A 23,643-nucleotide genomic window follows, 5' to 3' on the forward strand; every position below is an offset into this window, starting at 1 on the left:
CACACTGACATAATAGCCGTTCTTAAAACAAGCAGATTTGTGGTTCGCCGCGTACCCTGTCTCCGGTTAATGTTATAAACTGCTTTAAATATTAATTAATCAGTCTGTTAAGGACGTTATTTAACTAAATAAACCCGGCATGTAATTAAATTAACTGTTAAGTAATTAAATTAATTTAGAGATTTGGTTTAAATATAATAAATAGTTATTAACTTTTCGTTAAATTGCGCTAAAATATCGCCTCAATTTGTTAACCTATATTGATGCGTTATTAAAATGTCTAACTCCAAAAAAACTATTCCCCTGCTATCTCTGTCAGCATTATTGGTTTGTACCAGTACCTGGGCTGAAACCCCTGCATCGCAGAAAACCGACGTACTGCTGATTGGTGGCGGTATCATGAGCGCCTCTCTTGGCACCTGGTTACAGGAACTTCAGCCAGGCTGGAAACAGCTGATGGTAGAGAAGCTGGATGGTGTGGCCCTTGAATCGTCAAACGGCTGGAACAATGCCGGCACGGGGCACTCCGCGAATATGGAGCTGAACTATACGCCAGAGCGCCCGGACGGCTCTATTGATGTGTCCAAAGCGCTGGAAATTAACGAGCAGTTTATGATTTCCCGCCAGTTCTGGACCGCTCAGGTGAAACGCGGCGTATTGAATAACCCACACTCATTTATTAACTCCACCCCGCATATGAGTTTTGTCTGGGGCGACACTAACGTTAATTATCTGACTAAACGTTATGAAGCATTACAGCAAACCACCCTGTTCCAGGGAATGAAATTCTCTACTGACCAGAATCAAATAAAACAGTGGGCACCGCTGACTATTCAAGGTCGCGATCCGCAACAGAAAGTTGCTGCCACCTGGACTCCGGTTGGAACTGATGTTAACTACGGTGAAATCACCCGCCAGCTGATCGGCAGCCTGAAGAAAGACAAAAACTTTACGCTGGAAACCTCGGCAGAAGCCACGGATTTCAAACGTAATGCTGATAACTCCTGGCATGTGACCATCACCGATGTGAAAAGCGGTGAAGAACATAGCGTTGACGCGAAATATGTGTTTATCGGTGCCGGTGGTGGCGCATTGAAACTGCTGCAAAAAACCGGTATTCCTGAGGCGGATAACTATGCTGGTTTCCCGGTAGGTGGTTCGTTCCTGGTGAGCGAAAACCCTGAGATTACTAAACAGCACACTGAAAAAGTCTACGGTCAGGCCTCTGTAGGGGCACCGCCGATGTCCGTTCCGCATCTGGATGCCCGTTATCTTGACGGTAAGCGTGTGGTGCTGTTTGGGCCATTCGCCACTTTCTCTACCAAGTTCCTGAAAAATGGTTCGCTCTTCGATCTGTTAAGCACCACGACCACCAGTAACTTTATGCCTATGACTCATGTCGGCATGGACAACTTCGACCTGGTGAAATACCTGATCGGTCAGGTGATGCTGGATGATAACGACCGCTTTGAAGCGCTGAAAGAGTACTACCCGAATGCGCGTAAAGAGGACTGGAAACTGATTCAGGCCGGTCAACGCGTACAGATCATCAAGAAAGATGAAGATAAAGGCGGCGTGCTGAAACTCGGAACTGAAATTGTGACCGATCAGCAGAAAACCCTGGCAGCCCTGCTGGGTGCTTCACCGGGCGCTTCCACCGCAGCCCCAATCACCCTCAACGTGATGAAAAAGCTGTTCCCGGAGCAGTTCAACTCACCAGAGTGGCAGAGCAAGATCCGCAGCATCGTTCCAAGCTATGGCCAGCAGTTAAATGGCAACACTGCGCTGACTCAGCAGGTGTGGGATGACACTGCAGCAACTCTGCAACTGGTTAAACCGCCGGTTATCAATATGAACAACAAGCCGTCGGATGCACCTTCTCAGCCTGAGAAACGTGCCGAAAGCGCGCAGCACGATATGGCGCTGTAATCCTGTTGTTCTCTTGCCCTGGCTCACCGCCGGGGCAAGTCCCCTCCTGTTTTCTCTGCTGTTTATCCTGGCAAACGTGCAACTTGTGTAAACGCCGCTTTATCCCGAGCGACCGTGTACGCCACCGTAGTCACTTTATTTTGTGAGGTGGTAACATCCACCGCTGGAATTGTTACCCGTCCCAGCAGTGTCGGTACATAGCCACCCACTTTATGTTCGCCAGAGGGTACATGCAGCAGCGCATGCTCTCCGCCATCCAGCACGCCGGCATCCCGGCCATCCACGGTGACAACCACCGCAGAACCATCGTCCGTTTGAGTGACAATATGTGAAACGTTGATCTGGGTAGGACCGCTGGCATATTGATCAGCGGGAATATCTTGCGGATGTTGAGCACAGCCCGTCAACATCATAGCCGTCGCGATGGTGGTCAGCGTCAAACGATAAAACATCAGGTGCTCCCTCTGCGGCAAATGAACTGACCATTATAGCGGCTGAGAGCAGAGAGATCGGCGTTGAAGGGTTAGGGATCGTCTGAGAAATGACGTTTGCTACCCTGCTTCCGCCGCTGTTGCAAACGGAACAGGGTAGCAGACAGCATCAGCCTGCGGCTTTATCTGTCAGGGCAAATGCAGGTTTGTTTCTGGTCACTGAGTAGGATACATGTGTTGCCTGATCCGTTTTAGTGGTTACTTCCACCGACTGAATGGTCACCCGGCCCAGACCAAACAGCGTCTGTACATAACCACCAACCTTATGCTTGCCTTCAGGAACAAACAGTTCTTTGTTCTCTCCGCGCGTCAGCGTACCGGCTTCTACGCCGTCGATAGTGAGGATCACTGAGGAGCCATCGTCAGCGCGGGTAACCACGTGAGTCACGTTAATCTGCGTCGGGCCAGAGGCAAACTCAGAAACAGCAGGCGTCGCTTCAGCAGCAGACACTTCTACCGTAGCCGGAGCCTGAGTGGATTTGTGGCTGCAACCTGCCAGCAGTAAGGTGGCCGTGAGCGCGGCGAGCGTGGAACGATAAAACATTAAGCGGTCTATCCTCAGTATAATTTCAGACGGTTATAATACGCCTGCATCCGGCTAAAAACACCTGACTGAGCTTAGGGTTGTTCCTAATTTACGAGAAGTTTACATCTTTTACGTCACCAGATCGTTCCGCTGCGTCAGCTGACAATCGTCACCATCAGCAAGACTGGCGTGACGCATGGCCGGTTGCCGGGTTAATGCGCAAACTTGGCTGATAAATGCTCACTTTGAAGCCCGTACTATGTTGCGTAGTTGCGTATCGCCAGAGCCGGCTCTCCTGCTGAATCAGCATGCCGGACTGAGGTTCGCGTCCAGAGCTCAGGCGTGAAAAAAACCACGACCTGCTGCATAGGAGACCGTGGTTTTTATATCAGTAACATAAAATATTCAGAATTTATCAGCGATCAATAGCACTTAACCGGATTGCCGAATAGATAACCCAGACTGATACCCACTGTAAAAGCAATGCCGACAATAACAGATCCGCCGGAGACCTGTTTAATTTCTGATGGATTTAATACTTTCATTTAGCACACCTCTTTTTCAACCGCATGATGATTAATCATGAACTGAATCAGATTTAATCTGTTTCTTATAATACCTGAATAGCGCAAAACCTCGCGCGCCAGATTTCATTAGGATCAATGTGTAGAGAGGTTTCTGTTAATTATACCCACTCCATTTATTGGAAAGGCCACCGAGCCAGGAACCAATTTGCCATCCAAGCTGAAGAGCGCCAATAGGCGGACTAATTATGCCAACTAATTTACCAATACCACCACCGCTAACGCTTGCGATCTCATTCAATTTAAGTTCACGCATGTTAATGCTCCTTGTTGTGTTTTTTGGATAAATTCTATTATTGAAATTGAGAAGTGATTATAGATTAAAATATCTTCCGCATCGTGATTAAACTCACAAAAAACAGATCGCCACATTCAGAGGATTTGTTTTCAATATATTCTTACTCATTGTTAATAATTGGATTGTTTTGGTGGCAATAACGCTTTAATTAGACTGTTTTATTGCATTTTTAGGTTGGTGTTTATAGTCTATACTATCCGCTTAGATTTCTACTTCAGGAGAGCATTATGCACGGCCCCGACCCTAAAGATACTCACCCTTTGCCCGGTTTTCCGCAGGTCTGTTTTATTAAAAACAGCGTTAGTAATCCCAATATTATCATTGGTGATTACACCTATTATGACGACCCGGAGGATTCAGAGAACTTCGAACGCAATGTGCTTTATCACTACCCTTTTATCGGTGATAAGCTGATTATCGGCAAGTTTTGCGCGTTGGCACGCGGAGTGAGATTTATTATGAACGGTGCTAATCATAAAACCTCCGGTTTTTCGACCTTCCCGTTCTTTATTTTTGGCAATGGCTGGGAAAGTGCTGCACCTGAACCCGGCGACCTGCCCTTTAAAGGCGATACCTGCGTTGGTAATGATGTCTGGATAGGCTATGAATCACTGATCATGCCCGGAGTTAAAATCGGTAACGGTGCGATTATCTCCTCACGCTCCGTGGTGGTGTCAGATGTTCCTGCTTATACCATTGTGGGGGGTAATCCGGCAAAAGTAATCCGTCAACGTTTCAGTGATGAGGTTATTACTGAGCTGGAATCTATCGCATGGTGGGAATGGCCGGTAGAAAAGATCACACAGAATCTGGCGGCGATTATCGATGGTGATATTAGCTGTTTAAGGAAATAGAGAGCGGATCGGGCTGACCGATCCATCTCAATCTTCAAATAATAATGCTCGGGTATGTTACTCATTATTAATGACAAGCTACTTAAGAAAAAAATAATACTATTTAGCCACCTTAACAAGTACTGGAAATAATTAATCATGGCGTGACAGATGCTATTCCTCGAATAAAATAGATATAAATCAAATTTAGTCGCTTTCTAACACCTTCAAAAACTGCTACTTTCGCTCCTTTCCCAACCCCTTCGCGAGGATGACTGGCGAAATTCTCACCACTTCAGCAGGCTATGAGCAAAGTACTCACCTGTTTCACTGCTTATTTGCGCATTTGATTTAAGTCGCATACAACTAAAGTAGTCTGATTACTCACGCTTTTTACTTCCGAACTCTGACTATAAGGTCTTTTTGCGTGGCAAAAATCTTCTTACGCAGTGGTAACCTTGACGCCATCCTCGCCCTTGGTGAGAACGGACAGCCGGTTTATCTTTCGGCTCTTCAACTGCGCGAAACCCTGCGCCTGAGAAAGCAGGCACAGGTGGCAGACTGTCTGGCCATCCCGCAACCGAACGATGCCGGTGACCGCCTTGACTGGTATTCTCCGGTAGAGGGCAAAATCACCTCCTGGGCCGCAGCCAGTCATAGCGCTCGCACGTCCGCCCTCAACCAGCTGGTAGCCTGCCAGAACACTATTGCCTCGATTAGTGAACGCGCACAGCAGTCCGACAAACCCAGCCAGAAGCTGTTCGGTGCCCTGCTGAATAAAGCGTTGCAATTTCCCGATCAAAACTACGTTTACCTCGTTGGTGGCAAACCGGTAATTACTTTTTGGGGCTTCGTCAGCCTGGACAAAAAATCACGCCAGGACGTTTTCGACTGTCTGCGGATTGAAGAGGATGATGTGCCGTCGCTCGGGCTGTCACGCCTTGCCCCTGCGGCACCAGTGACGCCGCCATCAATTGCCGCCACAGTTTCCCCGGTTATTGCCCCACTGATTACTCCTGAACCCGCACCAGCTGCCGCGCCTGCACCGGCTCCGGTGGTATCACCCATGCCTGCGCTGGAAATTATTGATGAACCGGAAGTTGTTACTGAACCGGAAAAGGAGCCGCAGCCTGCAACAGTTGCTGCGCCAGGTAAGCCAAAGGCAAAAATATGGCTGCGCTACAGCTGGGTACTCCCGGCAGTAGCTCTGCTGATTACGTTTGGCGTGCAGCTGAAAAACAGCAGCGACAAACCAGCGGAAGAACCGCGCGAAACCCCTGCTGCCAAAGCGGCAACACCCAGTGCTGAACCCGTACCGCAGCCTGCACCTCAAGCGGTGGCTGAGGCCCCTGCTCCCGCGCCGGTAAAAACCACCTCACTGCCGCTGGCTGCGGCGGTTATCGCGCCGGTCACTCCTGCCACGACGGCAGTAGCAGAACCAGCTCCAGCACCGGCAGCAGAAGCTGTAGCTAACGTGCGCCCGGCAGGAAAAGATGATCTGGTGATGCCACAGGATGCCGTTAAAATTGGTTCGACAAAGTTCCTCAACGGCAACTGGCGCGTACTGGTTGAACTGAAAAACTCACTGACCGGCAAGCCACCGATGCTGAAATATCAAATGCAAAACGGTAAAGGTATCGCGCGCATTACTCAGGGTGACGGCGTAAGCTGCCGGGTGGAGGTGTTCGCCGGGCTGATGAAGTCAGGTAACCTGGTGATTAACAGCCGTACCAAAGCGCGCTGCACTGACGGTTCCCGCTATCAGATGCCGGAGCTGGTGTGTAAACAGGGTCTGACCGGTGCTGCGGAATGCAGCGGCCGCTATAACGACGACACGGTGCTGCCAATGACCATGAAGCGTGAGAGTAAATCATAATGCTGGCGACAATTGCTGACTTCAAACCAAATATGACGCTGGTACAGAACAGCGGTATTCAGTTTCTCGACTTTGCCTTAATTCCGGATCTGAATACCGACTGGCCGGGAAAATTCGTTCGTCAGACTGCGAACGGCCCACTGCTGCGCCTGAATTACAATGCGCAGGTAGGTAAATATCTGCTGCCGCAGGCGGCAGGCGCGACGCCGGAAGTGGTTAAACCTGAGTTCAGTTTTCCCCTGGCGCAGTCGCTAACGCTGCTAAACGGTCAGTGGCTGCCGCTGCCATTCTTCCGCTTCAATCCGCCCCGCACTTTTATTGGTGGCCCGGACAACTGGGCGCGCGTACGTATCATCGCGCTGGAAACCCCGGATGCAAACGGCAACACCCACCGCATAGTGCTGGCGTTTGATACTAAAGTCTGGGCCGAGGGTGAAGATGAGTCGCTGGCGCTGAATGAGAACGATGTAAAAAATGGCGTCAGCTTTGCGCTGGCACATCGCAGCGATGAACTGGGTGAGTTTCTCGACCATACCTGGGTCGACGGCTGGCTACGTGAGGCCTTTACCCAGGCAGCCTCAACGCTGGAACAGCGCCCGCAGGTAAATATTAAAGCCTCTCTGCGCGAGTTTGAATATCAGGCCCATTATCTGAATATTCTGCACCTGCTCGGTCAGCAGCTATCGGTGCCGGAGCTGAAAATCAGTGCGGCAACGCTCCAGGAACCCGCCATCGCCGTTGATTTGATCCTCGATGTTGGCAACTCCCACACCTGCGGCATCATGGTGGAAGATCACGTCGACGATCATCAGGGCCTGAAGCACACTTACGAATTACAGATGCGCAACCTCAGCGAGCCGCATCAGCTCTATAACGAGCTGTTTGAAAGCCGCGTAGAGTTTGCGCAGGCCAGTTTTGGTAAGCAGAACTTCTCGCTGGAAAGCGGCCGTGATGATGCTTTTATCTGGCCATCGATCACCCGCGTCGGTCGTGAAGCCGGGCAGCTGGCACTTCAGCGCCTTGGTACCGAAGGAGCAACCGGGCTTTCCAGTCCACGCCGTTATCTGTGGGACGAAGAGAGCTATACCCCGGGCTGGCGTTTCAGCCGTACACCGGGCAATCTGCTACAGGAACCGCTGGCAACAGCCCTGCCGCTCACCTATCTGATCAATGATGAAGGGCAGCCGCTGTATACGATCCCGCTGGAAGATCGTCTTCCCGTTTTCGCTCCGCACTACAGTCGTAGTTCGGTGATGAGCCTGATGCTGTCAGAGCTGCTGGCGCAGGCGATGTTGCAGATGAACAGCCCCTTACAGCGCCAGAAAATGTTGCACAGCAGTGCGCCACGCCAGCTGCGTAATATCATCCTTACCCTGCCGTCGGCGATGCCGAAGCCAGAACGTGAAATCTTCCGCCGCCGGATGCTGGAAGCCATTGCCCTTGTATGGAAAGCGATGGGCTGGCATCCGATGGATGATGACTTCACCAGCGCAGAAGATAAAGCCAAAAGCAGCGTGCCGGTGCCGGATGTGCAGATGGAGTGGGATGAAGCCACCTGTGGGCAGATGGTCTATCTGTATAACGAAACTCAGGTCAACTTTGGTGGCCGCGCAGAGGCTTTCTTTGCCAGCATGGCGCGCCCCGATCGCGCCCGTGCTGCCGATGAGCCGGCCGGGAAAACCCTGCGTATAGCATCAATTGATATCGGCGGCGGCACCACCGATCTGGCGATCACTCAGTACCGCCTGGATGATGGTGTGGGCAATAACGTTAAAATCATGCCACGCTTGCTGTTCCGTGAAGGTTTCAAACTGGCGGGCGACGATATCCTGCTGGATGTGATTCAGCTGTACGTACTGCCTGCCTTGCAGGCGGCATTTAAGCAGGCCGGGATGGTAAACCCGGAAGCGGTTATGACCCGCCTGTTTGGTCATGAGGGCCGCCTTGACGGCCACTCTACGCTGCGTCAGCAGGTGACATTGCAGCTGTTTATCCCGCTGGGCCAGGGGATCCTTGAAGCCTATGAAACCTTTGATCCGCTTGATCTGACGGCTGAAATTGACGCTCGTTTTGGTGAGCTGCTGACGCAGGCACCGACAGACAAACTACTCGACTACATCAACCGTGAGATCCAGCGTGAGCTGCCGGGCGAAGCCAGGGGTTTTGATATCTTGTCGGTACCGCTGATTGTCCGTCTCAGCAAGCTGCATGCGGAGTTCCTCTCACCGCGTATGAATATCACCCACAGCCTGCGCTCAATGTCTGAGGTGGTGGCGGTTTATGACTGTGACGTGCTGCTGCTGACTGGCCGTCCTTCGCGCTTCCCTGGCGTCCAGGCACTGTTCCGCCATCTGCAACCGCTGCCGGTGAGCCGGATTCTGTCACTCGACGGCTATCACACCAACGACTGGTATCCGTTTAACAAGCAGGGAAAAATCGAGAATCCAAAATCCACGGCGGCCGTGGGGGCAATGCTTTGCCTGTTGTCTCTCGATCTGCGTCTGGCGAACTTCTGGTTTAAAGCCGGTGATTTCCAGCCTTACTCCACTATCCGTTATCTGGGGATGCTGGATGGCACCGGCGCGCTGACGGCGGATAACGTCTGGTACAGCGATATCGACCTCGATCAGCATAATTTCACCCTTGACGTGCGCAGCCGCTTCCAGGTTCGCGGCGCCATCACGCTGGGCTTCCGCCAGCTGGACAATGACCGCTGGCCTGCCTCACCGCTCTATACGCTGACTATTGTTGATTCCCAACTGGCGCGAAGCGTGGCGGGCGATAAAGTGTTACGTATCAAGCTGGCGGTAAGTCGTCCGTTTGGTGAGTTTGGTCCGGAACGGTTTGATATTGCCGATGCTACTCTGGATGATGGCAGCCAGGTGCCGCTGGAGCATCTGCGCCTGCGCCTGAATACGCTGGCCAGCAGCGCCTCTGGAATGGCGCATTACTGGATTGACAGCGGGAGCGTCTTTAAGAAATGAAATCTCTCAATAAAATCCTGACAGCTCAGGCCAATAAAAAACGTGATGCCCTGACCCAGGGTATCGAGCAGGCGCTGACCTGGCTGGAAACAAACCGTCAGCAGGCACCGCGCCTGAATATGGAAGCGGATCGTCTGGCGATCAAGCTGCTGCGTCAGCATAATCGTGCCAGTGTGCTGGCACGCAATACTCCGCAGAACTGCGCCATCGGGCTGTTTGGCCTGTCTCAGGCGGGCAAGTCGTATCTGATCAGTGCGCTGGCGGCCAGCGAGAAAGGCCGACTTGAGTGCGCGCTCGGCAACAGCGTGCTGGATTATGCCAGTCAGCTTAATCCGCAGCAGCACACGGCTAATCTGGTTCAGCGCTTCAGCGGTCAGCAGCAGAGCAGCGATAGCAGCTGGCCGGTTCAGCTCTCTTTGCTGACCGAATGTGACCTTGTTGCGGTACTGGCTTTGCAATATGCACAGCGCGGAAGTGACACTGTCACTCCTCTTGATGAGTCTCAGTTTGGCGAACGCGTTCAGAATGCGGCGATGTATCGCCAGCCTGATGTCGTTAACGGCGTTAATCGCCATCAGATGGTTGCCCTGTGGGATGCTCTCAGTATCAGCCTGCCGCGAAACAGCGCGCAGGAGAGTCACTTCTGGCCGCAGGCCGTTGAGCTGGCACCGCTGCTGGGCGTAGATGACCGTGCCAGACTGTTCTCTCTGCTGTGGGGCGAAGATCGCCAGCTGACGGCGCTGTATCGCCAGCTGGCTCATGTTCTGCATCACCTCTCCGGCGTGACTCAGGTGTTAGCTCCCCTGAGCGTGCTGGATGAGCCTTCTTACAGTCTGCTTAACAGCTCCGGCGTCAGCCAGTTTAATGCCACAGCCGACCTGACGTTGCAGGTGGTACCACGCCATCTTGGCCGCAGCCTGGCACCCGTCAGCGTGGCACTGGCGGAGCTGACGCTATTGAGCCGTGAAGTACTGCTGCCGCTCTATAGTGCTCCGCGAGAAGAGCTGTTTACTGAAGTCGACCTGCTCGACTTCCCCGGCTTTATTGATTTAACCGTACTGCCCGACGATGAACAGCATGAGCTGGCGCTGGAATTTTTACAGGCGCGTCGTCCCTTCCTGCTTCAGCGTGCCGCCGAAGAGCAGGATGTCACCCATCTGCTGGTATGCAGTGCCTCAGCGCATCGCAATGAGACACGTCATATTGGTCGCCTGCTCGACTTCTGGGTTAAACAAACTCAGGGCGAAACCACAGCGCAGCGCAGCGGGCGTAAGCCCGGTCTGATCTGGGCAATGACACCGTTCGATCAACGCGTTACCCACGGTCATAATCACGACGCTGCGGTGCAACGTTTTGTGGGAAACCCCGGCGATGCCTGGGGTGCAATGCTGGCAATGGATGAGAAAGGTGTGCAGCGAATGGCTGCCTACCTGGTCAATGAAGTGCGTTCCGAAAGCAAACTGGCGCGAATTGCTACCCAGCGTGAGGAGATTCAGCGAGAGCTCAGTGAAAACCTTCTGGGACGCTGGTATCAGGCGGCCGAAGGGGAAGATCCGGCAGAGCGTCTGCGCATTGCTGAATCCCTGCTGAAAGCGCTGCAAACCCGCACAGGCGTACACGGTGAGCTGCTGGAACGTCTGGTGCCGGTTCGCGATACTCTGCGCCATCTGTTTCTGCAACGTCAGATGCGCACCGAACGCACCGCCGCCGACGAGTACAGCATTAGCGAAGACGATCCCTTTGGCATAGGAATGACAATCGACCTGTTAAGTGACGAACCTTTGAACGCTGTGCAGACCAGCTATCACAGTGCTCCTGTCGTCGATCAGGAAGCTGAATTTGCCCAGAGCGTCTACCGTCACTGGGTGAACCAGCTGCGCCAGCTGCCGGACAATGGCCCGCTGCTGGAGCTGTTGGGCATCAGTAAACCAACGCTGGAAATGCTGACAGAGGAGCTGATCACCGCCAGCGTTCGTCAGGAGCTGGAAGGATCGCTGGTGCGTGTGCTGGCCGACAGTGACGCACAGGGCTTACCGGCGGAGCAGATCGCCGATCGTCAGGTTTCCCGTGCACTTAGCGTGCTGGGTGATTTTGTTGCCTGGCTGGGTTTCCAGCAGCTGCCGGAAAAACAGCGCCCGGAAAGCCGCATCAATCGCGGACAGAAGATCTTTGCTAAACCAGAGGCGCAGACGGTGAATCTCGGCCCGGGACAACGTCTGACGCGTCTGGCATTAAAACCCAACAACCATGCGGCGTTTTACATCTACGACTGGCTGGTGGGCTTAAATGAGATGATTGTGCAGAATGCCGGCTATGCTGCATCGCGCGAGATCAGCCTTGAGCAGCGCGAGAAGCTGGCACAGATTTTAAAACTGATCCGCCGTTAATCCCCTGCGGGCATTGAGCTGATCCGTACGCTGAATGCCCCGCCGGTTTCCTGCTCTGCTTCCTGCATCACCGAGACAATCCGCTCCAGCGCTGCCTGCTGCGGATGGTTGTCCAGATGGCGTAAAGTAATTCGTACCGGCAGCGGAATACCTGCGGTTAACATATCCCACAGCGCATCGAGATTGGCACCGAAATAACCGAGATCAAACTTATGCGCAAACTGACGGTAGAACTCTTCCGTATCAGTGACGTGCTGCAAATCAATTGTCACCATCTGCATCTCAGTGTACCTGCTCAAAGTGGCGATAATGGTCGCGCGTGACATAGATCAGGCCGTCGCTGGAGTAAAGCATCCGATCCGTGCCGCGCCGCCCGCACTGATAGTTAACGTCGGCTTCAAACCAGCTCCGTCCGTTTTTCTCCGGCAGCCCTCCTTCACGATTACTGAAGCGATCGCCGCCAATGGCTCGCCCCGGCAGCACGCTACACAGATTGCCTTTAGCGGGATCCCATCCCTGACGGCGTGCATCACCTTTGCGGATGTAATACTCAGGAAGCTTCTGGTGCTGGCGAAAATAGTCTGCCACTCGCTGCTGCTTTGTCAGTTCGCTGATAGCGCTGCTGCTATCACTTTGACGCGTTGATACTGCCTGCTCATGAGCAGAGACCGGAGCGCGCGCTTCACCCTGCTGGCGCAGACCAGCATAGCTGGCAACGATGGCGAAGATGGCGGCAATAATGAGTTTTTTATTCATGCGCGCAGTTTAGCAAAACTGGCCTGGCAGATGATGAGAAAAATGCGATGCGGCCCGCACTTCAGGGGCCGCCGTTCGGGGGAGTTATTTATCTGCGTACTTCTTCATATTTTCAGGCGTGACCAGCTCAAACGGGATCCAGTGATAAGCGTCCAGTTTTTCGCCTTTGATCAGACGCTGTGCCACATCAACGGAGGCTTTGCCCTGTCCCACGGCATCCTGGAACACCGTCACCTGCATTTTACCGGAAGACATCGCCTTTAGTCCGTCAGGCGTGGCATCAATACCGCCTACCAGCACCTTACTCTCTTTGTTGCCTGACTGTTGCAGCGCCATAATGGCCCCAATCGCCATTTCATCATTGTTGGCGGCAACGATATCGATCTCTTCACCGTTACTGATCCAACTCAGCATCAGATCCATACCTTCACTGCGCGAGTAGTTGGCGCTCTGCTTCTGTACGACTTTCATTTTCGGATATTTAGCCACTACCTGTTCAACGTCTTTTGTACGCTGCAAAGCACCAGCATCGCTCAGGTTGCCAATCATTACCCCAACTTTGCCCTGATAATTAGCGAGTCGCGCCAGCTCTTCCATTTGTAAAGTGCCAGACTGCTTCTCATCTGATCCGACAAATACTACGCCCGGTGGCAGGGTTTTATCGCCAGGAGTACGGTTAACATAGACCAGCGGGACTTTCGCCTGGCTGACCAGTTTGGTCATCGCCGGGGTACCTGCTGAGTTCACCGGGTCAACGATAATCGCATCAACGCCTGCGCTGATAAAGCTCTGAACCTGATCGGTTTGACGGCCGACATCACCGCGAGCATCTTCAAACTGCACGGTAATGCCGCGCTCTTTAGCTTCTTTATCAATCGCCTGGCGAATAATGGTCAGGAAGTTCTGATCAAAGTAGGCCATTGATACGCCGATGGTTTCAGCCAGCGTTGAAGTGGAGCAGCTCAGTGCCGCTACCAGCAGCAGTTTTTTCATATGTTTCATTCTTATTCTCCAGAGGCGGCAAGATATCCTTGCGGTGAAAATGAAATATAAACACCGCAGCGAGAGAGTAATGAAACAAATGGTTTATCAGCAATCTAAATTTAACGGAATCGCAACATTCGTCACGCTTTACGTTCAAGAGGAGTAAAAACCCAATATCCGCTGCTCATTGCGGACTTCCATCCACGCAGGCCGGGCAGTTACCCTTCCTGATCGACACCGACGTTTAGCCTCAGGGAACATCAAAATATTAATTTTTTTTCTGACTGGCGCTTTCAGGCATTGGGACTATTCTTACGTCGGGATCGTTGCTGGTTCCTTTATGGTACAGTTTTACCGCCCGGCGAAAGCCGGGTTTTTTATGTCTGCGGAAAAACAAGGAGCATGTACCGATGATTATGCCGGTCAAAATTCTGTATATTCATTCAGCCGTCAGTATTACCTTAGGCGTTTTGCTTTATAACACTTATCGCAGAAAAGGAAGAAACCCCTCTGTTAAGAGCACAGCAATCATTATATTGCTTTTGATGCTGGCCATCGTCGCCGCTCTGGGAGGCTATCTTTGGGATGATATACATTCAGAATATTGATTGATGATGTGAATACTGTGGGTCACCCATACACCCAATCCATCGTAAGCATCAGAACTGGCGGTAATTGCTGAAAAAAGCGTGGTCAGCAGCATACTATCGCCCACACATCGAAACGGCAGTGTGGGCGATAGGATAAACATGTAAATCTGAAGCCAGCTAAAATTTTGCAAAAATATAAATGAACATTACCTAATGAAGAAAAACAGGAATGCCAAAACTGTCATGATTCCTGTTGCCCATTTCCATTTTTTGGATTTTTCAAAGTAAAAAAAGACTATCTGAGATATGAAGATAAAAAACAATATTATTCCACTAAAAACCTTTCCATTATCACTGCTATTATTTAGTGAACCTTGAGGAATCGTCGGATCCATATCGTATACCACATCGTATTTATCCACCATAGATAAATAAATCAGTACCATGCACAGTAGATAGAAAAGAATAAATAAAATCCTAATAAACTTATTCATATCATCTTAACCCTATTGCCAGATCAGCCTATTAAAGTGTTGCCAATTTTTCACAATAAAATCACCATATCGCGTATCTTTTTTGATACTTTCCAGGCTTGGGTTGGTGCCCCGGTTATATCTGGCTCCAATAATTTTTACATCATTCATACTAAGCTGAGATGGTAACTTGTCATAGTCGGCAAGTTGACGTAAGTGCATAGCCGCGAGGTTGATATTATAGGTGTCTTTTTCAAGACACTGCGACAGTACGCGGAGTTCTGATGTGCTCATCTGGTCTGCATTGAGGCCCATAGTTTTAGCGGCTGTACGCAGTTGCATACTGACGAATCCAAACGAGGTTTTAGCCGGTGGAGAGGTTACAGTGAAATTACGGTCGATATAGGCTGGCCCGCTCCAATCTATGACGCGAACCTCAAAAGCAAAACGATCTATAATATTTGGATCTCCGCCTACCTCAATCCAGCAGACACCAGCGAGTAATTCTGGGGGAAGTTTATAGCGAAGAGCAGTCGATCTGATCTGCGAACTATGTTTTTTGACCCAGGTGTCTTTAAAACCTCTGGCATAGTGTCTGCCGCCGCCGAATCTTTCAGGAAGGACTTTCCAGCGGAATACATCAAGAAAAGTCCATGAAGGTGATTTTGTCATCACCCTGCATTGTTCAAAGTTACGCATGTCCATATAAAAACCTCCATTTATTTCTCTCTGATGCTCAATGAAAAATCACGTTAAAAACTTTCGACTCTGAGAGCCTCAAAGAAACTCGAAAACCTGCTCGCCGCCATACTTTTAGTTATCTGATAAATCAGTCCATACGCTTATTTTATGCGACATATGAGAACCGTAAACAACCAAAAAAATATGTTTCATTTTTACAATCATATCGATGCCCAGACTCTTTGGTTCATAAAAGCAAATCAATGACTGATAAATATAACCATGATCGGCGTAAGGAATGGAAGGTCTTGGCAGTATAAAACTGCCCTGTTTTGCAGGGGTTTTGCAGAAGAGCTTTTTAACCCCGACATTTCCCCTTACTCACCCATACACCCAATCCATCGTAAGCATCAGAACTGGCGTGGTAATTGCTGAAAAAAGCGTGGTCAGCAGCATACTCGTCGCCGCCGGGCCGGTCAGCGCGTTAAACTGCTGTGACATCAGATAAACGTTAACGCCTACCGCCATTGAGGCCAGCAGCACCACCACCTTACTTTCCAGCGGTGGCAGGCCGATCATCCATGCAAGCCCCCACACCACCAGCGGCTGCACGATAAGTTTGATAGCGCTCAGGGCATAACTGATCGCCAACCCGTCTTTAATCCGGTATCCCGCCAGGCTCATTCCCAGCGCCACCAGCGCCAGAGGCACAGCAATCTGCCCCAGCATGGTCACGGGCTGGTCGATAAACTGTGGCAGCGGCAGGCCGGTAAGACTGAACAAGGTACCGGAAAGAATGCCAATAATTAGCGGATTTTTCAGTACGCTGATGGCGGTATTGCCGAAGCCTCTGAGGTTTAGCGCACCGTGTTTAAACCACTCCACCGAAACAGTTGCCAGCGTCCAGAGAATTAAACCATTAAATACCAGTACCAGTGCGACGGAGGGGATAGCCGCATCACCCAGCATCACGCGGGCAATAGGCAGGCCGAGAAGAACGTTATTGGAGAAGATGCCGCCGAGGGCAAATACCGAGCCGGAAATACCGTCGAGCTTAAATGCCCGCGATGCCACGACCCTGCCAAGTAAAAAAACCAGCAGGCAGCCGCCAAAAAAAGCGAGCAGCAGACGAGCATCCACCGGGGGGCCGTTGCTGAAATCACACATCAGACGAAATAACATCGCCGGTAATGCCACACGAAACACCAGACGGTTGATGGCGCTGGTAATACTCTCAGGCCACTGACGCCAGCGCACCAGCAGCCATCCAAGAGCAATCAGTACAAACAGCGGCATGGCGATAAAGATCTGATGCAGCAGCGTGGCAAGTAGCGACATGGAAATCATCCGTCAGGGCCGGTAAAACCCGGCCGCTATTAAATTAGTCGGGCAGCGCGCAGCTCCGCTTTCAGATAGGCGTAATACACCGGAGCAGCCACCACTCCGGCCAGGCCAAAGGCCGATTCAAATACCAGCATAGCGAGCAGAATTTCCCATGTCTTGGCACTGATACGGCTACCGAAAATTCGCGCATTGATAAAGTATTCCAGCTTGTGGATCAGCACGAGGTAAATCAGCGCAATCAGTGCAGCCTCAAGGGAAATAGAGAGACCGATCAGCACAATTACAGTATTCGAGATCAGATTGCCGATAATCGGCAGCAGTCCGGCAATAAAGGTCAGTACCACCACGGTTTTGGCAAACGGGAAGTGCAGACCAAACATCGGCAGTACGCCAAACAGGAAGCCACAGGTGAGCACAGTATTCACCAGCGACACTTTAATCTGTGCAAATACCACATTATGGAACGCCGCCGCGAGGGTAGATAAACGATCCAGCATTGCCTGTTTCAGCGGTGCTTCCGGTCGTACTGCGCCGCTGTTGCGCAGCGAGATGATCGCCCCAAGCAGCATGCCAATCAGCATGGTGGCAAAGGTATGTGCAGCGCTACGACCAAAAGTCTGCACCACAACAAGATGTTCACGCAGCCAGGTCACCACCTGATTTTGCAGCTCATCAATATCAGACGGCAAATAGCGGGTGACTACCGGCGACAGCGTATGCTGCGCATCTTCCAGTAACTTACTGGCGGTGGCATGAAATGCGGCGGGGTTTTGGAAATCGTGCAACAGGAAACCGATAAGTTTGGTTATACCGGTAACCAGGGAGAGAATAATCACCACGCTGAGGAACATGATACTGATCCAGCGGGCAATCGGCCCTTTCACCAGGCGCTCAACCAGCGGCGTCAGGGCAAGGATGGTTTCATAGACGATAAATCCGGCAAGAAAACAGGGCAGCAAACGAAGCGGGAAGATGGCGAACAGCGCAATAAAAATAAGTCCGTAGCTGGCGATCTGACATAACTGTGCCCGATTAACGTTACGTATTTCCATGACCAATCCTGTCTGAAAAACAAAAAATGAAGCGAATTCAGACAGTATACTATGCGGCCGCCAGATTTTGCTGAATTAACGGCGATGCGCCAGTCTTCTGACCAGGCGATCGCCCATCATCTGAACGCCCTGCACCATCAGTACCAGTACCACCACGGTGCCAATCATCACCGGCTGATTGAAACGCTGATAACCATAACGGATCGCCAGATCGCCTAAACCCCCGCCGCCAATCACTCCGGCCATGGATGAAAAACCAATCAACATCACCAGCGTAAGCGTCATCCCTGCCAGCAGCGCGGGCAACGCCTCAGGCAGCAGTACTTTACTGACCACGTGCCATCCGCTGCCACCCATGGAGACGATCGCTTCAATGCGCCCTTTGGCTACTTCATCCAGCGCATTTTCAACGATTCGGGCAAAAAATGGGATGGCTCCCAGAGTAATGGGCACCACTGCCGCAGCGCTGCCCAGCGTGGTTCCTACAATAAGGCGGGTTAGTGGGATCAGCGCAATCAGCAGCACCACAAATGGCAGCGAGCGCCCGATATTGACCACCGTCCCCAACAACGCATTCAGATGCGGCAGCGGCAAAATGCTGTTGCGACGGCTGATAAACAGCAGTACGCCCAACGGTAAGCCAATCAGCAGGGTAAACAGCCCGGCCAGCCCCACCATATAGAGGGTTTCCAGCGTGGCAGTGGCGATCATCTGCCAAAGTTCATTCAGATCTAAGCTACTGCGCACAGTTCACCTCTGCTGATACCATGCCGTTGCAGGAAATGCTGTTCGGCCAGCGGATCGTGCAGCAAGGCCTTACGCAGGGCCGAATCCGGCTGCCGGAGCAGCGTACTGAGTGCCCCGCTTTCAACAATTTTTCCCCCTTCCAGCAGTGCGGCGCGATCGCAAATTGCTTTCACCACTTCCAGCTGATGAGTGATCATGACAATCGTCAGACCAAACTGCTGATTAATCTGTTGCAGCAGCGCCAGCACTGAAGCGGTGGTTTCAACATCCAGAGCGCTGGTCGCTTCGTCACACAGCAAATATCCGGGCTGTGCCGCCAGCGCCCGTGCAATTCCTACCCGCTGCTGCTGACCGCCGGAAAGCTGTGAGGGAAAAACGTCTGCTTTGTTGCTCAGTCCCACCAAATCCAGCAGCTCCGCGACGCGTGCCCGCCGCTGTGCCCCTTTCACACCGGCAATTTCCAGCGGCACCGCCACATTACCTGCCACGGTGCGCGAATGCAGCAAGTTGAAATGCTGAAAGATCATACCGCTACGCCGTCGCTGCTGGCGCAGTGCAGCCAGGCTCAAACGGGTGATATCTTCACCGTCGATGCACACCCGACCGGTATCGGGGCGTTCAAGCAGATTAAGGCAGCGGATCAGGGTACTTTTCCCCGCGCCGCTGCGGCCGAGAATGCCGAATATCGATCCGTCCGGAACGGTCAGTGAGACGTTATCCAGCGCCGGAGGCTGATCGGGACTGAAGCGTCTGGAGACATTCTCAATTTCAATCATGTTAGTGCCCTGCCACCGGGATTACCGATCCTTTATAATTCTGCTGAATAAACTCAGCTACCTGCTTCGATTCCAGATCTTTTGCCAGCTGTTTAATCCGGGGATCGTTAGCCAGCTGCGGCGTAGTCACCAGGATATTGGCATACGGATTATTTTTTGCACTTTCCAGACCTAACGCGTCCTTCGCCGGGGTCAGCCCCGCTTCCAGCGCATAGTTGCCATTAATGACCGCCAGATCGACATCATCCAGCGCCCGGGGGATCTGCGGTGATTCCACCTCAAGTATTTTCAGATGCTTTGGATTGGTGGCGATATCTTTTGGCGTCGCCTGGTCTTTCGCCGGGTCGCCGAAGCCGGGTTTTAACGTAATCAGCCCCTGACTTTGCAGCAGGTAGAGCGCGCGACTCAGGTTGGTAACGTTATTGGGCACCGCTACCGTGCCTTTATCCGGCACTTGTTGCAGGCTTTTTACTTTGCGGGAGTAGATGCCTAGCGGTTCAATATGCACCGTCGCCGCCACGATAAATTTCTGCCCAAGAGCCTTTTCCTGATCGCGCAGGTATGGCACATGCTGGAAGTAGTTAGCATCAACATCGCCATGAGCCAGCAGTTCGTTGGCGTTTATACCGCTGGTCAGTTCAATAATTTTAATATCGAGTGACGGGTCGATTTTCTTAACATAGTTAAGAATTTCTGCGTGAGGTACGGCATCTGCCGCAATTCGCAGTGTCTCTGCCGCCTGAGCTGAAAAAGCCAGAGTAAGGGATAAGGCGATCCCTGCTAAAGAGAATGGTGCATGTCTGATCATTGCCGTTCCTTCTGTTATGCGGTGTGTTGGGGTTGTTGTTGTTGTTGTAATTCCTGATACCAGCGGGCTGCGACGTCCGGATGGGAGCGCAGCCGCCCTTTCAGATAGTTCCAGCCCACATCCCGCAACAGCGGATTGAGCGGATCGCTTGCCGGACCGTGGGCCAGGGAGGCAATCTTTTCCGGTAGATTGAAGACGGGGACTACCGCATCCAGCTGTGCGCCGAGAAAGAAGGCGATCGACAGCCGATCCTGTCCGTTTGGCGGAGATACCACCCGGTGTACCGTAGCGCGCAGGTAGCCATTGCTGGTCAGCTCAAGAAGTTCTCCGATATTGACCACAAATGCGCCCTGAAGAGGCAGTGCATCTACCCAGCGATCCGGCTCCACTTCTACCTGCAATCCGCGCTGCTGATCCTGTAACAGGAAACTCAGGAAGCCAGAATCTTTATGCGCCCCTACCCCCTGACTGGTGGTTTCCGCAGTCTGACCGGGGTAGCGGATTAGCTTAATATGTTCGTTGGGTTTTTCGCCGTAAAGCGGATCGAATGCATCCGGCGCCAGTTCCAGAGCCTGTGCGAAAGCCCGCAGCAAGCGCTGAGACATTGCCGTCATCTCTTTCTGCCAGTGCAGCAGGGTCGGTTTCAGTTCCGGCAGCGCTTCCGGCCACAGGTTCGGACCCTGCAAACGCTTCCAGCCAGCTTCACCAGCTTGCAGCGGCAGCGCTGGCCGCTCGGCACCGATATCAAACTGTTCCCGCCAGTCCGGCTGGCTGCGCGTCACCTCCGAACCCGCCCGGTTATAGCCGCGAAAGTGTGGAGAGTGGATCATCGATACCCGTTGTTTATCATCCTCTGGCAGGGCAAAAAATTGCCGGGACAGCTGCTGTACTCTGGCAGACAGCGCGGTATCAACGCCGTGATTGATCAGATAAAAAAACCCGACGTCACGTGCGGAGCGACTCAGTTTTTGCAGAAAAGCCTGCTGCTGCTCTGCGGTGCCATCAAGCTGCGAAAAGTCGAGAATTGGTAATGAGGTAATCTGGGTCATAGTTGCTCCGTAACGGGTCAGCAATCGCTGCGAATCTCTGTGGGAGACTATTCCGCTTTTTGGGCTGGCGGTAAAATATCAATAGTGGCAAAGGTTTACACACAGCTGAATAACGCCAGTTGGCAACAGTAGAAAGGGAGATATACGTAACGGGGAGGAGCTTGCAGTATGCGCTATGCCGGGTAGCGTGGCGCGTTAGAACGGTATCAACACTGACATGAACGGACGTATTGACGTCCGTTCATGTCGCAGGGGATTTTACAGTCAGGCAGCGTGCGATGCGACTTGTACCTGACGACGCCATGCGCCCGGCGACTGACCAAACTGACGTTTAAAACTACGGTTGAATGATTGCTGAGAATCAAAGCCAAAGCTGATTGCCACATCCAGAATCGGCTCACCGCCCCTTGCGAGACGTTCAGCGGATTTTTTCAGACGGCGTTCACGGATATATTCACCCAGCGCATAGCCGGTGTGCTGTTTAAACATGCGTTGCAGGTGCCATTTCGAATAGCCAGCACGAGCAGAAACCGTGTCTAAATCCATTTTCCCTTCAATATGGGTATCAATCCACTTAACGAGATCGTTAATAAAATCATCATGGCTCATCGGACTTCCCCTGTTTAGATTAATGCGGTGTTGTTATTAATGGGTGATGCTCAGAGCTGCTTAAAGAGCAACTTTAACGAGTGCACTTAATAACGGTAAGACAGGCACCGCTATAATGCAAGTTTTATTGTTACATTAAACGCATTTTTCAGGCCTGTCGGGGATCGACAATATCAGGGCTGCTGGGGGAGAATTGAGGCAGGATGCCCCCTACAGAAAACCTCGTAGGGGGATTCTGAAAATTAAATCATGATGCGCAGCGTTGATCGGGATTGAGGCTGTCACGCTGCAAAATCTCACGCAGAGCATCGGCTACGGTGCGTTTAGCCAGCACGTCGAGGGAAGCCTGTTCGGCCTCTTTTGCCAGCTGTTTGAAGTACCAGCAGGCATTAGCACTGACCACACACAGGGCCGGAACATCCGGGCGCCCTGCCATAAGCGGTTTATCTTCGATCACAGAAGTATAAATCTCACACAGGGTGATCTGATCGGCTGGACGAGCAAGGCGAGTCGTCCCGCAGCGGCCAAGCGTGGAGACAATAATTCCGTCACGCGTCAGCGGCACCATCATTTTACGCACAAAGCTGGGATTGGCATCCAGACCATCGGCGAGAATTTTACTGGTACAACGTTGCCCCTCGCCATCCGCCTTGGCGATACACAACACCATTTGTAAAGCGGTGGGAAAGCGAATATCAAGCATGATGTGATCCTTGCTTCATTCTGTTCATCTGGAAACGATTCACTGTAATAAAAGCATTAAAAATCAGTCAACTATAAAACACATGAATTTAATAATATAACAAACTCTGACACATTTATGAAGCAACCCACTAAGCACTAATGGCGATTGATCATATCACCATGATTTGCAGGGACTTATATCCGGCCTCGTTCAACCCACAGATACACTGGCTATAGCATGAATACTTAACAATAAGGTTCCTGTGACGGCTTGCTTATTTCTTCTGCTGTTCGTGCAGGTAGCGGTATACAACCGACAGGTCTTTAGCCCCATAACCGGCATCAACCGCTCCCTGCCACTGGGTAGCAATGCTCTGTAGCATCGGCATTGGACGCTTTCCGGCTGCGTCCAGCGCCAGCTGTGCATCTTTCAGCGCCCAGGTAAGCTGCATCTGCGCCGGATACTCTCCTGCGCTAATCATCGCCAGCTTACCTTTTACATAGGGTGCCGCCAGCGGGCCGCCATCCAGCACCTGCCAGAAATCATCCGGGGTAAATCCAAACTGCTGTGCCAGCTGGGTACTTTCAGCCACACCCTGCATGATTGAGACCAGCCAGGCGTTTGCCACCAGTTTCATTTTCGAACCAGCCCCCGCTTCGCCCAGCCATTTTGTCCCTTTGGCGATCGCGGCAAATACCGGCTCAATCGCCGCAGCACGCTGACGATCGCCGCTGGCGAGTACCAGAATCTGTGCCTGCTCGGCCGGGGTTTTGGTGCCGGAAACCGGCGCATCCAGCAGAACAACATCCGGGCGTAATGTATGGATGCTGTTAATAAGTTGCTGCGTTGCATCAACGCCGATAGTGCCCATCTGGCATAGCACCGCATCGGGTTTCAGCAGTGGAAGAATCTGTTCACAGGTAGCAAGCGTAGTCGCGCCATCGGAGAGCATGACGATAACCACATCAGCATCAGCCACCGCCTGCTCCCGGGTATCACACAGTGTAAGCCCGGCTGGGATCAGGTCTTCACCGCGCGCGCGGGTACGGTTCCAGCCATAGACATGGAATGATTTTTTTAGCAGATTTGCAGCGAAAGCGTGACCCATCGCACCCAGTCCCAGAACGGCGACTGAAGGAAGTGATTTCATGGCGGTATTTCTCCCTGATAATGAACAAGAT

24 protein-coding genes are annotated in these 23,643 nt (G+C 52.0%); 6 read left to right on the top strand and 18 right to left on the bottom strand.

Annotation, left to right across the window (positions count from 1 at the left end; translation table 11 throughout):
• Nucleotides 1-276 precede the first annotated feature (276 nt).
• Nucleotides 277-1,929: a malate dehydrogenase (quinone) gene (mqo, locus tag GN242_RS10375; RefSeq protein WP_154751165.1), complete on the top strand. Its 1,653-nt coding sequence runs from the start codon at nucleotides 277-279 to the stop codon at nucleotides 1,927-1,929.
• A 62-nt stretch (nucleotides 1,930-1,991) separates the two neighbouring features.
• Here the strand turns inward: mqo and GN242_RS10380 are convergent, their stop codons facing one another.
• The 4 genes from GN242_RS10380 to GN242_RS10390 form a co-directional block, all read right to left on the bottom strand.
• Nucleotides 1,992-2,381: a hypothetical protein gene (locus GN242_RS10380; RefSeq protein WP_156287431.1), complete on the bottom strand. Its 390-nt coding sequence runs from the start codon at nucleotides 2,379-2,381 to the stop codon at nucleotides 1,992-1,994.
• A 148-nt stretch (nucleotides 2,382-2,529) separates the two neighbouring features.
• Nucleotides 2,530-2,964 carry a hypothetical protein gene (locus tag GN242_RS10385; RefSeq protein ID WP_154751163.1) on the bottom strand — a complete coding sequence of 145 codons (435 nt, stop codon included), beginning with the start codon at nucleotides 2,962-2,964 and terminating at the stop codon, nucleotides 2,530-2,532.
• A gap of 404 nt (nucleotides 2,965-3,368) precedes the next feature.
• Nucleotides 3,369-3,491, bottom strand: coding sequence for a hypothetical protein (locus GN242_RS21840; RefSeq protein ID WP_255474415.1), 123 nt, complete (start codon nucleotides 3,489-3,491; stop codon nucleotides 3,369-3,371).
• 136 nt (nucleotides 3,492-3,627) lie between these two features.
• Nucleotides 3,628-3,786: a hypothetical protein gene (locus GN242_RS10390; RefSeq protein WP_154751162.1), complete on the bottom strand. Its 159-nt coding sequence runs from the start codon at nucleotides 3,784-3,786 to the stop codon at nucleotides 3,628-3,630.
• Nucleotides 3,787-4,055: 269 nt separating this feature from the next.
• Here GN242_RS10390 and GN242_RS10395 point away from each other — a divergent pair, with 269 nt between their 5' ends.
• The 4 genes from GN242_RS10395 to GN242_RS10410 all read left to right on the top strand — a co-directional run bounded on the left by GN242_RS10395 (nucleotide 4,056) and on the right by GN242_RS10410 (nucleotide 11,908).
• Nucleotides 4,056-4,682, top strand: coding sequence for a Vat family streptogramin A O-acetyltransferase (locus GN242_RS10395; RefSeq protein ID WP_156287432.1), 627 nt, complete (start codon nucleotides 4,056-4,058; stop codon nucleotides 4,680-4,682).
• Between the two features lie 406 nt (nucleotides 4,683-5,088).
• Nucleotides 5,089-6,537, top strand: coding sequence for an SrfA family protein (locus GN242_RS10400; protein WP_156287433.1), 1,449 nt, complete (start codon nucleotides 5,089-5,091; stop codon nucleotides 6,535-6,537).
• Nucleotides 6,537-9,521, top strand: coding sequence for a virulence factor SrfB (locus GN242_RS10405; protein ID WP_154751159.1), 2,985 nt, complete (start codon nucleotides 6,537-6,539; stop codon nucleotides 9,519-9,521). Before GN242_RS10400 ends, GN242_RS10405 begins: the two co-directional genes overlap by 1 nt.
• Entirely contained in the window at nucleotides 9,518-11,908 is a 2,391-nt protein-coding gene (locus GN242_RS10410; RefSeq protein WP_156287434.1) for a virulence factor SrfC family protein, read from the top strand. The genes GN242_RS10405 and GN242_RS10410 overlap by 4 nt, the downstream gene beginning before the upstream one ends.
• On the opposite strand, the gene GN242_RS10415 is transcribed toward GN242_RS10410, so the two are convergent.
• The 3 genes from GN242_RS10415 to GN242_RS10425 all read right to left on the bottom strand — a co-directional run bounded on the left by GN242_RS10415 (nucleotide 11,905) and on the right by GN242_RS10425 (nucleotide 13,666).
• Nucleotides 11,905-12,189 (bottom strand): barstar family protein, encoded by a 285-nt coding sequence (locus GN242_RS10415; protein WP_154751157.1) that lies wholly within the window; start codon nucleotides 12,187-12,189, stop codon nucleotides 11,905-11,907. The genes GN242_RS10410 and GN242_RS10415 overlap by 4 nt on opposite strands.
• A 1-nt stretch (nucleotide 12,190) precedes the next feature.
• The gene (locus GN242_RS10420) at nucleotides 12,191-12,664 is read right to left on the bottom strand and encodes a ribonuclease domain-containing protein (RefSeq protein ID WP_156287435.1); all 474 of its coding nucleotides are present in this window, start codon (nucleotides 12,662-12,664) and stop codon (nucleotides 12,191-12,193) included.
• 84 nt (nucleotides 12,665-12,748) lie between these two features.
• Nucleotides 12,749-13,666 (bottom strand): sugar ABC transporter substrate-binding protein, encoded by a 918-nt coding sequence (locus tag GN242_RS10425; protein WP_156287436.1) that lies wholly within the window; start codon nucleotides 13,664-13,666, stop codon nucleotides 12,749-12,751.
• A gap of 392 nt (nucleotides 13,667-14,058) precedes the next feature.
• Here GN242_RS10425 and GN242_RS10430 point away from each other — a divergent pair, with 392 nt between their 5' ends.
• Entirely contained in the window at nucleotides 14,059-14,256 is a 198-nt protein-coding gene (locus tag GN242_RS10430) for a hypothetical protein (protein WP_156287437.1), read from the top strand.
• Between the two features lie 188 nt (nucleotides 14,257-14,444).
• Here the strand turns inward: GN242_RS10430 and GN242_RS22010 are convergent, their stop codons facing one another.
• The 11 genes from GN242_RS22010 to GN242_RS10480 form a co-directional block, all read right to left on the bottom strand.
• Nucleotides 14,445-14,732 carry a DUF2645 family protein gene (locus GN242_RS22010; RefSeq protein ID WP_508610859.1) on the bottom strand — a complete coding sequence of 96 codons (288 nt, stop codon included), beginning with the start codon at nucleotides 14,730-14,732 and terminating at the stop codon, nucleotides 14,445-14,447.
• Nucleotides 14,733-14,744: 12 nt separating this feature from the next.
• Entirely contained in the window at nucleotides 14,745-15,416 is a 672-nt protein-coding gene (locus tag GN242_RS10435; RefSeq protein WP_156287438.1) for a hypothetical protein, read from the bottom strand.
• A gap of 357 nt (nucleotides 15,417-15,773) precedes the next feature.
• A complete protein-coding gene (locus tag GN242_RS10440; RefSeq protein ID WP_156287439.1) occupies nucleotides 15,774-16,730 on the bottom strand; it encodes an AEC family transporter in 957 nt (318 codons plus the stop codon).
• 38 nt (nucleotides 16,731-16,768) lie between these two features.
• Nucleotides 16,769-17,788 carry an AI-2E family transporter gene (locus tag GN242_RS10445; protein ID WP_154751149.1) on the bottom strand — a complete coding sequence of 340 codons (1,020 nt, stop codon included), beginning with the start codon at nucleotides 17,786-17,788 and terminating at the stop codon, nucleotides 16,769-16,771.
• A 75-nt stretch (nucleotides 17,789-17,863) separates the two neighbouring features.
• Nucleotides 17,864-18,499 carry a methionine ABC transporter permease gene (locus GN242_RS10450; protein WP_154751801.1) on the bottom strand — a complete coding sequence of 212 codons (636 nt, stop codon included), beginning with the start codon at nucleotides 18,497-18,499 and terminating at the stop codon, nucleotides 17,864-17,866.
• Between the two features lie 20 nt (nucleotides 18,500-18,519).
• Nucleotides 18,520-19,311, bottom strand: coding sequence for a methionine ABC transporter ATP-binding protein (locus GN242_RS10455; RefSeq protein ID WP_154751148.1), 792 nt, complete (start codon nucleotides 19,309-19,311; stop codon nucleotides 18,520-18,522).
• Nucleotide 19,312: 1 nt separating this feature from the next.
• Complete coding sequence (locus GN242_RS10460; protein WP_156287441.1) at nucleotides 19,313-20,119, bottom strand: MetQ/NlpA family ABC transporter substrate-binding protein; 807 nt, start codon at nucleotides 20,117-20,119, stop codon at nucleotides 19,313-19,315.
• Nucleotides 20,120-20,133: 14 nt separating this feature from the next.
• A complete protein-coding gene (locus GN242_RS10465; protein WP_156287442.1) occupies nucleotides 20,134-21,168 on the bottom strand; it encodes an isopenicillin N synthase family dioxygenase in 1,035 nt (344 codons plus the stop codon).
• Nucleotides 21,169-21,432: 264 nt separating this feature from the next.
• A complete protein-coding gene (locus GN242_RS10470; RefSeq protein ID WP_154751145.1) occupies nucleotides 21,433-21,777 on the bottom strand; it encodes a helix-turn-helix domain-containing protein in 345 nt (114 codons plus the stop codon).
• Nucleotides 21,778-22,024: 247 nt separating this feature from the next.
• A complete protein-coding gene (locus GN242_RS10475; protein ID WP_154751144.1) occupies nucleotides 22,025-22,480 on the bottom strand; it encodes an RrF2 family transcriptional regulator in 456 nt (151 codons plus the stop codon).
• Nucleotides 22,481-22,736: 256 nt separating this feature from the next.
• On the bottom strand, nucleotides 22,737-23,612 hold the full coding sequence (locus GN242_RS10480) for an NAD(P)-dependent oxidoreductase (protein ID WP_154751143.1): 876 nt from the start codon (nucleotides 23,610-23,612) through the stop codon (nucleotides 22,737-22,739).
• Nucleotides 23,613-23,643 lie beyond the last annotated feature (31 nt).

The organism is Erwinia sorbitola (assembly GCF_009738185.1).
GTDB lineage: Bacteria > Pseudomonadota > Gammaproteobacteria > Enterobacterales > Enterobacteriaceae > Erwinia > Erwinia sorbitola.

Bases quoted from the DNA above. Each gene is read 5' to 3' on its own strand.
- GN242_RS10430 (WP_156287437.1), top strand. From the start codon at position 14,059: ATGATTATGCCGGTCAAAATTCTGTATATTCATTCAGCCGTCAGTATT.
- GN242_RS10425 (WP_156287436.1), bottom strand. From the start codon at position 13,666: ATGAAACATATGAAAAAACTGCTGCTGGTAGCGGCACTGAGCTGCTCC.
- GN242_RS10395 (WP_156287432.1), top strand. From the start codon at position 4,056: ATGCACGGCCCCGACCCTAAAGATACTCACCCTTTGCCCGGTTTTCCG.
- GN242_RS10440 (WP_156287439.1), bottom strand. From the start codon at position 16,730: ATGTCGCTACTTGCCACGCTGCTGCATCAGATCTTTATCGCCATGCCG.
- GN242_RS10465 (WP_156287442.1), bottom strand. From the start codon at position 21,168: ATGACCCAGATTACCTCATTACCAATTCTCGACTTTTCGCAGCTTGAT.
- GN242_RS10475 (WP_154751144.1), bottom strand. From the start codon at position 22,480: ATGCTTGATATTCGCTTTCCCACCGCTTTACAAATGGTGTTGTGTATC.
- GN242_RS10405 (WP_154751159.1), top strand. From the start codon at position 6,537: ATGCTGGCGACAATTGCTGACTTCAAACCAAATATGACGCTGGTACAG.
- mqo (WP_154751165.1), top strand. From the start codon at position 277: ATGTCTAACTCCAAAAAAACTATTCCCCTGCTATCTCTGTCAGCATTA.
- GN242_RS10445 (WP_154751149.1), bottom strand. From the start codon at position 17,788: ATGGAAATACGTAACGTTAATCGGGCACAGTTATGTCAGATCGCCAGC.
- GN242_RS10470 (WP_154751145.1), bottom strand. From the start codon at position 21,777: ATGAGCCATGATGATTTTATTAACGATCTCGTTAAGTGGATTGATACC.
- GN242_RS10410 (WP_156287434.1), top strand. From the start codon at position 9,518: ATGAAATCTCTCAATAAAATCCTGACAGCTCAGGCCAATAAAAAACGT.
- GN242_RS10450 (WP_154751801.1), bottom strand. From the start codon at position 18,499: ATGATCGCCACTGCCACGCTGGAAACCCTCTATATGGTGGGGCTGGCC.
- GN242_RS10435 (WP_156287438.1), bottom strand. From the start codon at position 15,416: ATGGACATGCGTAACTTTGAACAATGCAGGGTGATGACAAAATCACCT.
- GN242_RS22010 (WP_508610859.1), bottom strand. From the start codon at position 14,732: ATGAATAAGTTTATTAGGATTTTATTTATTCTTTTCTATCTACTGTGC.
- GN242_RS10385 (WP_154751163.1), bottom strand. From the start codon at position 2,964: ATGTTTTATCGTTCCACGCTCGCCGCGCTCACGGCCACCTTACTGCTG.
- GN242_RS10455 (WP_154751148.1), bottom strand. From the start codon at position 19,311: ATGATTGAAATTGAGAATGTCTCCAGACGCTTCAGTCCCGATCAGCCT.
- GN242_RS10480 (WP_154751143.1), bottom strand. From the start codon at position 23,612: ATGAAATCACTTCCTTCAGTCGCCGTTCTGGGACTGGGTGCGATGGGT.
- GN242_RS10390 (WP_154751162.1), bottom strand. From the start codon at position 3,786: ATGCGTGAACTTAAATTGAATGAGATCGCAAGCGTTAGCGGTGGTGGT.
- GN242_RS10380 (WP_156287431.1), bottom strand. From the start codon at position 2,381: ATGTTTTATCGTTTGACGCTGACCACCATCGCGACGGCTATGATGTTG.
- GN242_RS10415 (WP_154751157.1), bottom strand. From the start codon at position 12,189: ATGCAGATGGTGACAATTGATTTGCAGCACGTCACTGATACGGAAGAG.
- GN242_RS10460 (WP_156287441.1), bottom strand. From the start codon at position 20,119: ATGATCAGACATGCACCATTCTCTTTAGCAGGGATCGCCTTATCCCTT.
- GN242_RS21840 (WP_255474415.1), bottom strand. From the start codon at position 3,491: ATGAAAGTATTAAATCCATCAGAAATTAAACAGGTCTCCGGCGGATCT.
- GN242_RS10420 (WP_156287435.1), bottom strand. From the start codon at position 12,664: ATGAATAAAAAACTCATTATTGCCGCCATCTTCGCCATCGTTGCCAGC.